The following is a 10,107-nucleotide window of genomic DNA, read 5'->3' on the forward strand; positions in this document are numbered from 1 at the left end:
CTTCTTACGCATGGCGCGCATATCTGACAACGCTGCTTGAGGAATCATGAACAAACAAGACAAGCCATTACGCATAGATATCGTGTCGGATGTCGTTTGCCCCTGGTGCATCATCGGCTACCGACAACTGGCCGAGGCGTTAAAAGCAACCGACACAGCGCATGAGATTCATTGGCACTCATTTGAGCTGAACCCTGACATGCCGCCTGAGGGCCAAAACCTGCGCGACCATATTGCTGAGAAATATGGTACCAGTGCCCAGGAGTCCGAAGAGAGTCGGCGCAAGATGACAGCGCTTGGTGCAGATGTCGGGTTCGAGTTCCGCTTCAGTGACGATACGCGTACGTACAACACCTTCAACATACACCAGCTTCTGCATTGGGCCGGCCAGCAAGAGCGTATGCACGATCTTAAACTGGCTCTTTTTACTGCTCACTTCACCCATCAGCGCCATCTTTCTGACAACCATGTGCTGGCAGAAATAGCCGCAGAGATTGGCCTGGATCGCTCCGAAGCTCTAGCGATTCTTGAGAGTCAACGCTTTGCTGAAGAAGTGCGCGATGCGCAGCGCGTTTCGCGGGAACAAGGCATTCAAGGCGTGCCAGCCGTTATTTTCAATCGCCGTCATCTTGTGACGGGCGCACAGGGAATAGCAAACTACACCCATATTCTGGAGCAGTTGGAGGAGATGCAGGATTGAAGTGGCATGCAAGCTCTGTTGCCAGATATAGCTGCAGCGCTCGTTCCAACGAACCTTGCTACTTGCAGAATGCTTTTAGCAACTGGCATAAAATTGTTATAGCATGGGCGATTGCCCATTATCATAGGATGTATCGTTTCGTGAAAAAAACTATCTCCGCACTCGTGCTCCTAGGCCTCTTCGTCAGCCATGCTGCTAGCGCACAAACACAAGAGTGCTCAGCCGAAGCGCTGATGACTGCCAATCAGGAAGTTCAAATTCAGATGGCGCAGTTTGCCGAGCAAAGAATGTCCTCGGACGCTCAAAACAGCGATGCAATGGCTGAAATGGAAAGCATTCTTCAGAATGCAGGTGTGAATAATACGATTGCTAAGCACGCAGACGAACTGGAAATGATGGAGCCTGGTTCTAACCACCAGCCTTCCCAGGCGCTGTGTGATGATATGTATGCCATGAACGATCGCCTGAGTGCAGAGCTGAAGCAGCGCCAGTAGCACGCCCTCTCGGAAGAGGGGTCGCGGCGTTTAGTCTGCGCCCCTCCCTGTACTTAGCGATGCCTTAATCTCCGTATCTAACGCCTTTGTTTTTCAACATGGCGTCCATACGCGACAACGCCACTTCCAGCTGAGAAGCAGTGGTGCCAAAGTTAAGCCGCACAAAGCCGGGGCAACCAAAGGCTGCTCCGTCCGAGAGCGCCACGCCCACCTCGCTCAGCAGTGTTTGATATGGCGCCTCACCCAGCCCCGCCTCGCGCATATCTAGCCATGCCAAATAGGTGGCCTCAGACGCATGCCAATTAACGCCCGGCCAAGTCGCCACGCGCGCTTGCAGGGTGTCGCGATTCTCGCGTAATACATTTAACAGTGCCTGTCGCCACGCCTCTCCTTCACGATAAGCGGCCTCCGCCGCAACCAAGCCCAGCACATTACCGTCAGGAAGCAGCCCTTTTGCTGCGGCGGCAAATCGCTTGCGCAGCTTAGCATCGGGAATCACCGCGCAGGCGCTGGTTAAACCGGCTAAATTAAAGGTTTTAGACGGTGCCCACAGCGTAATGGTGCGCTTCGCTAGTCCAGGAAACGCCGCGGCCAACGGGCGATGCTGCGCCCCCTCGTTTAATAGCAGGTCACAGTGCAGCTCGTCTGACACTACCCAAAGGTCGTGGCGCTCCACCAGCGTAGCCAGCGCTGCCAGCTCTTCATGTCGCCATACACGGCCGGTCGGGTTATGAGGCTGACACCACAGTAACAAGCGTGTTCTAGGCGTAATTGCCGCCTCTAGAGCAGCGATATCGAGCTGCCAAGGCTCGCCCGGCGCGGTAGGTTGCGCCAGCATGGCCTGCTGAGGCAGCCGCCCCGTTCGCTCAGCCACCGCTAAGAAAGGTGGGTAGATCGGTGCGACGGTCAATACGCCGTCGCCAGGTTCAGTCAGGGCCAACGCTGCTAGGTGCAATGCCGGCACCACCCCAGGCAACCACTGCTGCCACTCGGGTTGAATGCGCCAGTCATAGTGTTGAGCACTCCACTGACACAGCGTTTCTGTTAACGTAGCCGGCACTTCGCCATAGCCATAAACACCGTGGGCCACTCTCGCCTGTAGCGCATCAATGACCGCTGGCGGCGAGCAAAAGTCCATATCGGCAACCCACAGAGGTAAGATATTGTCACCGTAACGGTGCCATTTCTGTGATGCCCAGCCACCTTCTGGATGGCGGCGTTCAATAGGCGTGGCAAAATCATAGGCCATAAAAAATCTCACTCATTCAATAGGAGTTGTGCTGAGCATGCCGCAAGATGACTTTTATACCAAGATGCGCGCTGGGCTTCCCGCTCTTTTGCGCCAGTGGCGTGCACTAGGCCAGGCGGATGCTGACCGCTTGGCGCTGATTCTCGCCGAGACGGCACGGGTGGCCAAGCTGGGTGAGCCTGAAAGCACGCCGAGCGGCTCAACGCTCGATGCATGGAGCACGGCCAGCGCGGATGACATTCCCCTCTGGGCACCCCGTACGGCGGTATTTCTGCTCAATCAAATGCCCGCTCGCCCGACACCGAATAGCGATGCTGAAGCCTGTGCCTGGGCCTACTGCTGGCTGCGGAACCGATCGTTTGACTCACTACAGGCCGCTCATGAGGCGCTCCCCACGCATTTAAAAGCACCGCTAGACAATGCGCTAGAGGCCGCGTGGCGCGACCAGCAAGGGCTGCGCTTAGTCTAAATGACGATGCTTATGCATCAATATCTTTAAAATAAAATACTTAAAATCAAAATAGCGATACCATAACCGTAAGGGCAACGCCGCATGTTAGAAATTCCGCTCACTTGGCAGCTAGCGAAACTCAGCCTCTCAATCAGCATGGTATTAGGCCTGGGTGCGATTGCGATGCGTACGAGCCCTCGTACGGCCGGGCTACTCGCCGGCTACCCGCTAGGAACGTCCTTGACGCTGTTTTTTATTGGTTTAGAAATTTCTCCAACATTTGCAACCCAAAGCGCGATACATACACTGGCGGGCTTTACCGCGACAATAGCGTTAGGCGCTGGTTACTTAGTGGCAGGCGGACGACAGCCCGGCATTAAAGGCATGGCGAGCGGCGTGGCCGGTGGCTTTATAGCATGGTTCACTGCCAGCAGCCTACTCACTCAGTTTGACTTCACCCGACTCAGCGGTACGCTAGTAACACTGTGCGCTATTGGCGTGTTTAGTACGCTGTTCCGCGCGATCCCTGATGTAAAAAGTCCCGCTAGCCGTGCATTTTCACTATCAGCGCTGGCCGCACGCGCCTGCCTTGCAACCATCATCGTGTTTACAATCACGCGGCTAGCGCATTGGCTCCCGCCCGCCTGGGCAGGCACCCTGGCTGCTTTTCCTGTCACTATGCTGCCCTTTCTGCTGATCCTTCACTTGAACCATGGCATGGCACCGGTAGCCACTGTCATTAAGCATTTCCCGATGGGACTAGGCTCACTGCTAAGTTACACGCTATGCGTTTCCTACACTTATAGTTCGCTAGGGCTTTTGTGGGGCACATTGGCTGGGTTCGCAGCGGCGACGCTATGGCTGCTGGGATGGATGCAATTGACCGCTTGGTATCAGCGCCGCACCACTTGACCAAGAGCTTGGTTGGGATAATCCTAAATGAGCTGCGTTGCTAACAATGAGGATACGCCATGTTTACCCGCACTATTGAGCCCGCGTTTTATGACACCGACGCGCTAGGGCATATTAATAACACGCGGCTACCCGCGTGGTTTGAACTCGCCCGCAATGACTTGTTTAAGCTCTTCACACCCGATTTAAACCCTAAGCAGTGGCGTTTGATCATGGCGCGCATGGAAGTCGACTATCGAGCTGAACTGTTTTACGGTCACGATATCGAAATACGCACTTACTTAACCCGACTAGGCAATAGCTCGTTTACAGTGACCCAGGAGGCACGCCAGCACGGCAAGCTCACCAATCTTGGTCACGCCGTTATGGTGCAATATGACCATCAGGCCAAATGCGCTGTACCGATCAAGGACGGCCTGCGCGAAGCGCTAACGGCGCATGTACAGGATGCGCCTGAACCTGCCTGATTGACGTCGCCCCAGGCAGCTGGGGCAACAGGAGCCCGTACAATGGCAATCCGTTACACTCTCTGGCTAGACCCTGACAACGTTGCCCAGCATCGTGCTGTCGAGGCTGACCTTGAGCATTATTTTATGGAACGCTTCGCCGACTATCCGCATATCCGCTTGTTCGGTGCCGACCCCTACGATTATGATGCCCCCTTCAACCGCCTTTATGACGTGTTAATGGCACGAGCCGCTGAATACTGTGAGCGGACGTGGTGCTATGTCGCGTCACCCGAACAGCTCAACCGCTGCTTTTTCCGTGCTGTTGGCCGCTCAAATAAATTTGTGAGAGACCAGCCCAATGGTGATACGCACCAATCAGGTTCCTGACGAGCGTCAGCTCGCCATTATTGCCCAACAACTTGGCCGCGCACCGCGTGGTATCGAAGCCGTTGCCGCCACTGACGGTGAAGGTACGCCACTAGTTCTGCGTATGGCTCCCATTGTTGATGGCAAACCCTTTCCAACGCTGTACTGGCTTTGCTCAGACGTGCTTAAAGTCGAGATTTCACGCATTGAGGCCGTTGGCGTTATCAAAGCGCTGGAGCAACGTCTTCAGGAAGAGCCCGAGTTTCTTGAGGCTTACCAGCAGAGTCACCGCGATTACGTCACCGCTCGCTGGGACTATATGAGCGCCGCTCAGCGTGATGAAGTCGCACAGCTCGGCTATACCGACGTGCTGACCGAGCGCGGCATTGGTGGCATTAGCAATTGGCAACAGATTCGCTGCCTGCATACTCAGTACGCCCACCATCTATGTGGTGACAATGTGATCGGTCAATGGATGGATCAGCAGCATCAGATCGACCGCCACCTGCCCTAGCAATTGCTCATTTTTAGCATAAGGAATTAACTGGATGTCTAGAATTTGTGTTTATCTTGGCTCCCGTGAAGGCAACAGCCCAGGCTTTCGTCTGGCAACCAATGCGCTCGGCCGTGCACTGGCTGCACGTGGCCACACGTTGGTTTATGGCGGCGCACGCCTTGGCCTTATGGGCGAACTGGCGAATGCGGCTTTGGAGGCTGGCGGCGACGTCATTGGCGTGATGCCCGACCACTTGGTTGATCGCGAGCAGGCGCATTTTGGCTTAAGCGAACTGATCCGAGTGCGCAATATGCACGAACGCAAAGCCACCATGGCGGCGAATGCCGATGCTTTTATCGCGTTACCCGGCGGCATTGGGACATTTGAAGAGCTGTTTGAAACATGGACGTGGGGTTATCTAGGCCTGCATACCAAACCGATGGGCTTGCTGAATATTGATGAGTTCTACTCACCGCTGCTAACCTTTTTAGACAGCACCGTCGGCCATGGCTTTTTAGCCTCAGCGACTCGCGACATGTTACTGGACGCAGCGACGCCCAATGAATTACTTGATGCGCTAGAAGAGCAGCTTTAATGCGGAAGGAACAGAACGTGGCTAGCGGCCCACATGCTCGGTGAGATGGCGGGTATGCTGATAGGTAAGCTGCAGTAAGCGGGCATCTTCACCAGCACGATGGCGGTGAATGCCGCGCTCGGAGATCAGCGTTTCTTTGGTATCGCTCCACAGCGCCTGCTGGTCTTCGCTAAGCAGAATCCTTAATGCCTCAAGACGAAAACGCGGCAGCATTCCTGCGTGGTGAAAGAGTAATGAGAGCCAGGTATTGTCGTAGCCCCAGCTGTCGCTGTAGGCCTTTCCCAATTCGCCCATCTCATCGTTCAGCCATTGCGCGACTTGACGAACCGGATAGCCTTCCCGGGTAAGACGATCACGGGAGATGCCGTGCAGCAGCTCGGCCTTAGGATCCCAGTGTGTCCACTCATCAAGTGGTTGAATGAGGAAAGCGCAACAGCTTCCATCAGCACGTGCGATACCCACTTCAATGGGATAGCTGCCACGCCCAAACCCGGACGCTTCAATATCTAACACTGTGGGTAGCGTCTCGGACACAAACTTCCTCACTCAATCAAAAAGCAGTAACGGCTTCAGGCCGCGGCTGCTTCATCTAGCGGCTGCGCAATAGCCTGTCGCTGCCAGTAAGCCGCCTGTTCACCGTCAACGGCCAATCCTAGCTCACCCAAGCGGTAGGCTTGAGCAAGGCGCTCAGCGGCTAAACAATGGCCGGCTTGAGCGGCACGCGCGTACCAAGTAACCGCGTAGTCTTCGCGACGGGGGTATTGAACACAGCCATGTTCGTGAATTTGCGCGACCTGATACTGTGACTTTAGGTCCCCTGCATGCGCGGCTTCCAGCACGTAACGCGCACCGCGCGCTTTATCTTGCGGGGTTTGGCTGCGATGAAACAACATGTGGCCATACATAGACAGCGCATCAGGATGCCCCGCGTCTGCACAGCGTTTAAATAAACGCATCGTTAAGCGCTGCGTACGCTTTGAGCGCGGCAGCAGCCAGCGATTATGAGACAACCTTTCAGCCAATCTAAATTCTAGCTGAATAAACAACATTGATGCCTGCAACATGGCAAACAAACCTGCCTATCTGTTGAAACCTTGGGCTAGCAGTCACTCAAAAATTGACGCCAACCACACAAGAAACCGGCCTTTAGCCGGTCGACGGGCTGGCAAGCATACGCCTGCCTTAGCGACGACTCAACCCCATTAATTTGCTGCTTTTGCAACGCCTCGCTAACATGCCCTACACACGCCGTGAACTATTCGAGTAATGGCTGCTTATCTTGCCGCAATTCCACCTTAGCTAGGAGATACATATGCAAACGCGCCCACTTGGCAGAACGGGTATGGAGGTCAGCAGACTCTGCTTAGGAACGATGACGTTTGGTGAGCAAAATAGCGAAGCCGAAGCTCACGAACAGCTTGATCGCGCCGTGGCGTTTGGTATTAATTTCATTGATACCGCTGAAATGTATCCCGTTCCTCCGCTGGCCAAAACTCAAGGCCTCACCGAGCAGTATGTCGGTAGCTGGCTAAAACAGCGCGGCTCAAGAGACGATGTCATTATTGCCACGAAGGCCGTTGGCCCAGGAATTGAACATATCCGCGGGGGGCCGCGTCTGACGCGCGATCATATCCATCGCGCCATCGATAGCAGCCTTGAGCGGCTAAATACGGATTATGTTGACCTCTACCAGCTCCACTGGCCCGACCGCCAAACCAACTTCTTTGGCAAATTGGGCTATATGCATAGTGATGACGAAGAAGCGACGTCACTCGAAGAGACGCTCTCAGCGCTTAAAGAATTAGTCGATGCGGGCAAGGTGCGTGCCATTGGGCTTTCTAATGAAACACCATGGGGAGTGATGCGGTCACTGCAGCTAGCTGACCAGCTTGGTCTACCGCGTGTCGCTTCGATTCAAAATCCCTATAATCTTCTCAACCGCTCCTTTGAAGTGGGCTTGGCTGAGATTGCTCATCGCGAAGATGTCGGCCTACTTGCCTATTCGCCGCTAGGGTTTGGCGTGCTCTCGGGTAAGTACCTTAACGGTGCTCAGCCATCGAAAGGTCGCTTGACACTTTATGAGCGCTTCAAACGCTATACCTCGCCAGAAGCAGAAGCCGCGACGCAGGCCTACGTGACATTGGCCCAACAGCATGATTTGGACCCGGCACAAATGGCGCTCGCGTTTGTTAACTCACGCAGCTTCTTAACCAGCAATATTATTGGTGCTACCACCATGAACCAGCTGGAAAGCAACCTTGCTAGTGAAAGTCTAAAGCTTGATGACGACGTATTAGAGGCGATCGAAAGCATCCACCGCAGAATGTCGAATCCCTGCCCATAAAAGAGTTTAAAAAATAGATGGTAAGACTGCCTCTAGGGGCAGTCTTTAAACCGCATTACCCCCTCATACACCAAGCTATCGCGTCTATAGCCTCGGCCTTCGCCAAGGCTTGGTATACTGCACTCACTAATGATGATTCCAGGAGTACGCGATGCTGAGCGTTATTTCACCGGCGAAAACGCTGGATTTTGAAACACCGTCAACGACTGACGACGTCACTCAACCCAGCTTTTTATCTCACAGCCAACCGCTTATCGATATTTTGCACGATTACTCGCCACAGCAAATCAGCGAGCTGATGGGCATCAGCGATAAGCTGGCGGGGCTGAACGCTGCGCGTTTTAAAGAATGGCAGCCACCCTTTACACTAAGCAATGCAAAACCTGCCGCTCAAGCCTTTCAAGGCGACGTCTACACCGGCCTACAAGCGGAGTTGTTCAGCGATTCAGACAATCGCTATGCGCAGTCACACTTACGTATACTTTCCGGCTTATATGGCCTGCTACGGCCCTTGGATTTAATTCAAGCCTACCGCCTGGAAATGGGCACTAAGCTGGCCAATAGCGCAGGTAGTGATCTTTACGCCTACTGGAAGCCTATTTTGACACCGGCTCTCGACGAAGCTATCTCTGAAAGTGGCTCTAACGTACTAGTGAATCTTGCGTCTAATGAATACTTTAAAGCGGTAGATACTAAAAAACTCAATGCGAGAATCATTACACCGGTGTTCAAAGACGAGAAAAATGGCACGTTCAAAATCATTAGCTTTTATGCCAAAAAAGCGCGCGGCCTGATGAGCGCCTGGCTTATTAAGGAGCAAATCAACGACCCAGACCGCCTTAAAGACTTTACCGTCGCTGGCTATCGCTTCAATGCCGCTTCATCACAGGGCGATACGTTCGTTTTCACCCGTAAAGAAACGGATCGTTAGAGAATCAGGCCTAGAAGAAACGGACAGGGCGCGTGGAGCGGGGCTTTAAAAGCTGCTGGTGCGCCTCTTTAAACAGCGCCGTGTCACAACGGTGCAGCCATTCATAGGCCACCATATCGGCTGACACCGCGACTGCCCCGCTCTGACAGGCGCGTTCACGGGCAAGCACTGCTTCCTGTGGACGTCGACTAGCCGAGGCATCGCTTAGCCAGTACAGCTCGTAGCCTGCCTCTAATAGCCCTAACCCTGTTTGCAGTACGCAAATATGGGCTTCCGTTCCACACAAGACGATCTGTGTTTTCCCCGTAGCGTTCAGCGCTTGGCGAAAATCATCTTCAGACATGGCGCCAAAATGCTGCTTTTGCCAGAGCCGATAGTGGTTGCTCAGGCAGGCGAGCAATGACGTCGACGTGCCTCCCAGCTTGCCTGGCGATTGCTCGGTTAGCCATACGGGCACCTCAAGCAAGCATGCTATTTCGCCGAGCCAAGCCGCTTCGCTAACTGCTTCCTCACCGCCGTCAATCACAGGCAGCAGCCGCGCTTGAAAATCGACCATTAAGAGCAAACTTTTATCACGCTGTATTTGCACGTCGGCTCCTACATTTCAGTTGTTATCGTTATTAGAGCTATATATCGCTGTTAGAACCATAGTCGACATTCCATAAACGACAAAGCAGCCGCTTTTCGGCGACTGCTTTGGCTAATGCATGCAACTAATACTCGGCCTAGTCTTCGGCAGCATCTTCAATATTTTCGCCTAGATCTTCCATGCTCTCACCGGCACTTTCCGCGCTCTCATCAATGCTTTCACCGGCTTTTTCAGCAGGCCCTTTATTATCGCAAGCGATCAGCCCACCTGCCGTAAAGGTCATCAATAGTGCGATTGCTAACTTCTTGGCTAATGACATCGTCATATGCTTCTCCTCCTGAGATTTTACGTCATAACACATTCACCATAATACTAGATGGTGCTCGTCTACAATACCATGACAAATACGCAACCTGTTGTTATAACAACCTTTAAAACATATTTATTCGAGTTTCAAAGCACCCAACACATTAAAATTGTTAAATAATGAGCAGCATAACTGTCGTTTTTTCACGCAAAAAAAATCCCCCA

Annotated in this window: 15 protein-coding genes; 10 read left to right on the plus strand and 5 right to left on the minus strand. The window is 53.4% G+C overall.

Annotated elements, in window-relative coordinates; genetic code table 11:
* The first annotated feature begins 46 nt into the window (after window positions 1–46).
* Window positions 47–700 (plus strand): DsbA family oxidoreductase, encoded by a 654-nt coding sequence (locus ACT3TF_RS10490; protein ID WP_096276097.1) that lies wholly within the window; start codon window positions 47–49, stop codon window positions 698–700.
* Window positions 697–1,194 carry a hypothetical protein gene (locus ACT3TF_RS10495; RefSeq protein ID WP_096276099.1) on the plus strand — a complete coding sequence of 166 codons (498 nt, stop codon included), beginning with the start codon at window positions 697–699 and terminating at the stop codon, window positions 1,192–1,194. The genes ACT3TF_RS10490 and ACT3TF_RS10495 overlap by 4 nt, the downstream gene beginning before the upstream one ends.
* A gap of 64 nt (window positions 1,195–1,258) precedes the next feature.
* Here ACT3TF_RS10495 and ACT3TF_RS10500 read toward each other — a convergent pair whose 3' ends face one another.
* A complete protein-coding gene (locus tag ACT3TF_RS10500; protein WP_444672191.1) occupies window positions 1,259–2,443 on the minus strand; it encodes a MalY/PatB family protein in 1,185 nt (394 codons plus the stop codon).
* A 37-nt stretch (window positions 2,444–2,480) separates the two neighbouring features.
* Here ACT3TF_RS10500 and ACT3TF_RS10505 point away from each other — a divergent pair, with 37 nt between their 5' ends.
* The 6 genes from ACT3TF_RS10505 (at window position 2,481) to ACT3TF_RS10530 (ending at window position 5,712) form a co-directional block, all read left to right on the plus strand.
* Window positions 2,481–2,912, plus strand: a complete 432-nt coding sequence (locus tag ACT3TF_RS10505) for a hypothetical protein (protein ID WP_096276103.1) — start codon at window positions 2,481–2,483, stop codon at window positions 2,910–2,912.
* Between the two features lie 84 nt (window positions 2,913–2,996).
* A complete protein-coding gene (locus ACT3TF_RS10510) occupies window positions 2,997–3,806 on the plus strand; it encodes a hypothetical protein (protein WP_096276105.1) in 810 nt (269 codons plus the stop codon).
* Window positions 3,807–3,865: 59 nt separating this feature from the next.
* Window positions 3,866–4,273 carry an acyl-CoA thioesterase gene (locus ACT3TF_RS10515; RefSeq protein WP_096276107.1) on the plus strand — a complete coding sequence of 136 codons (408 nt, stop codon included), beginning with the start codon at window positions 3,866–3,868 and terminating at the stop codon, window positions 4,271–4,273.
* A gap of 42 nt (window positions 4,274–4,315) precedes the next feature.
* Window positions 4,316–4,642, plus strand: a complete 327-nt coding sequence (locus tag ACT3TF_RS10520) for a hypothetical protein (protein WP_096276109.1) — start codon at window positions 4,316–4,318, stop codon at window positions 4,640–4,642.
* Window positions 4,614–5,135, plus strand: a complete 522-nt coding sequence (locus ACT3TF_RS10525; RefSeq protein WP_096276111.1) for a DUF501 domain-containing protein — start codon at window positions 4,614–4,616, stop codon at window positions 5,133–5,135. Before ACT3TF_RS10520 ends, ACT3TF_RS10525 begins: the two co-directional genes overlap by 29 nt.
* 34 nt (window positions 5,136–5,169) lie before the next feature.
* On the plus strand, window positions 5,170–5,712 hold the full coding sequence (locus tag ACT3TF_RS10530; protein ID WP_096276113.1) for an LOG family protein: 543 nt from the start codon (window positions 5,170–5,172) through the stop codon (window positions 5,710–5,712).
* A 21-nt stretch (window positions 5,713–5,733) separates the two neighbouring features.
* Here the strand turns inward: ACT3TF_RS10530 and ACT3TF_RS10535 are convergent, their stop codons facing one another.
* Both ACT3TF_RS10535 and ACT3TF_RS10540 read right to left on the minus strand, forming a co-directional pair.
* The gene (locus tag ACT3TF_RS10535) at window positions 5,734–6,246 is read right to left on the minus strand and encodes a hypothetical protein (protein ID WP_441684536.1); all 513 of its coding nucleotides are present in this window, start codon (window positions 6,244–6,246) and stop codon (window positions 5,734–5,736) included.
* Window positions 6,247–6,281: 35 nt separating this feature from the next.
* A complete protein-coding gene (locus tag ACT3TF_RS10540; protein WP_441684537.1) occupies window positions 6,282–6,776 on the minus strand; it encodes a tetratricopeptide repeat protein in 495 nt (164 codons plus the stop codon).
* A 248-nt stretch (window positions 6,777–7,024) separates the two neighbouring features.
* Between ACT3TF_RS10540 and ACT3TF_RS10545 the strand changes: the two genes are divergently transcribed.
* The gene (locus ACT3TF_RS10545) at window positions 7,025–8,056 is read left to right on the plus strand and encodes an NADP(H)-dependent aldo-keto reductase (RefSeq protein ID WP_444624411.1); all 1,032 of its coding nucleotides are present in this window, start codon (window positions 7,025–7,027) and stop codon (window positions 8,054–8,056) included.
* A gap of 151 nt (window positions 8,057–8,207) precedes the next feature.
* On the plus strand, window positions 8,208–8,987 hold the full coding sequence (yaaA, locus tag ACT3TF_RS10550) for a peroxide stress protein YaaA (RefSeq protein WP_444672192.1): 780 nt from the start codon (window positions 8,208–8,210) through the stop codon (window positions 8,985–8,987).
* A 10-nt stretch (window positions 8,988–8,997) separates the two neighbouring features.
* Here the strand turns inward: yaaA and ACT3TF_RS10555 are convergent, their stop codons facing one another.
* Both ACT3TF_RS10555 and ACT3TF_RS10560 read right to left on the minus strand, forming a co-directional pair.
* Complete coding sequence (locus ACT3TF_RS10555; RefSeq protein ID WP_096276124.1) at window positions 8,998–9,576, minus strand: isochorismatase family protein; 579 nt, start codon at window positions 9,574–9,576, stop codon at window positions 8,998–9,000.
* A gap of 136 nt (window positions 9,577–9,712) precedes the next feature.
* Window positions 9,713–9,901 (minus strand): hypothetical protein, encoded by a 189-nt coding sequence (locus ACT3TF_RS10560; RefSeq protein WP_096276126.1) that lies wholly within the window; start codon window positions 9,899–9,901, stop codon window positions 9,713–9,715.
* Between the last annotated feature and the right edge of the window lie 206 nt (window positions 9,902–10,107).

Origin of the sequence: Halomonas sp. AOP25-F1-15, assembly GCF_052378675.1 — a bacterium.
In the GTDB taxonomy this organism is placed as follows: domain Bacteria; phylum Pseudomonadota; class Gammaproteobacteria; order Pseudomonadales; family Halomonadaceae; genus Vreelandella; species Vreelandella casei.

Coding starts and splice junctions, on each gene's coding strand:
- ACT3TF_RS10490 (WP_096276097.1), top strand. CDS start 47: ATGAACAAACAAGACAAGCCATTACGCATAGATATCGTGTCGGATGTC.
- ACT3TF_RS10500 (WP_444672191.1), bottom strand. CDS start 2,443: ATGGCCTATGATTTTGCCACGCCTATTGAACGCCGCCATCCAGAAGGT.
- ACT3TF_RS10505 (WP_096276103.1), top strand. CDS start 2,481: ATGCCGCAAGATGACTTTTATACCAAGATGCGCGCTGGGCTTCCCGCT.
- ACT3TF_RS10510 (WP_096276105.1), top strand. CDS start 2,997: ATGTTAGAAATTCCGCTCACTTGGCAGCTAGCGAAACTCAGCCTCTCA.
- ACT3TF_RS10515 (WP_096276107.1), top strand. CDS start 3,866: ATGTTTACCCGCACTATTGAGCCCGCGTTTTATGACACCGACGCGCTA.
- ACT3TF_RS10520 (WP_096276109.1), top strand. CDS start 4,316: ATGGCAATCCGTTACACTCTCTGGCTAGACCCTGACAACGTTGCCCAG.
- ACT3TF_RS10525 (WP_096276111.1), top strand. CDS start 4,614: ATGGTGATACGCACCAATCAGGTTCCTGACGAGCGTCAGCTCGCCATT.
- ACT3TF_RS10530 (WP_096276113.1), top strand. CDS start 5,170: ATGTCTAGAATTTGTGTTTATCTTGGCTCCCGTGAAGGCAACAGCCCA.
- ACT3TF_RS10540 (WP_441684537.1), bottom strand. CDS start 6,776: ATGTTGCAGGCATCAATGTTGTTTATTCAGCTAGAATTTAGATTGGCT.
- ACT3TF_RS10545 (WP_444624411.1), top strand. CDS start 7,025: ATGCAAACGCGCCCACTTGGCAGAACGGGTATGGAGGTCAGCAGACTC.
- yaaA (WP_444672192.1), top strand. CDS start 8,208: ATGCTGAGCGTTATTTCACCGGCGAAAACGCTGGATTTTGAAACACCG.
- ACT3TF_RS10560 (WP_096276126.1), bottom strand. CDS start 9,901: ATGACGATGTCATTAGCCAAGAAGTTAGCAATCGCACTATTGATGACC.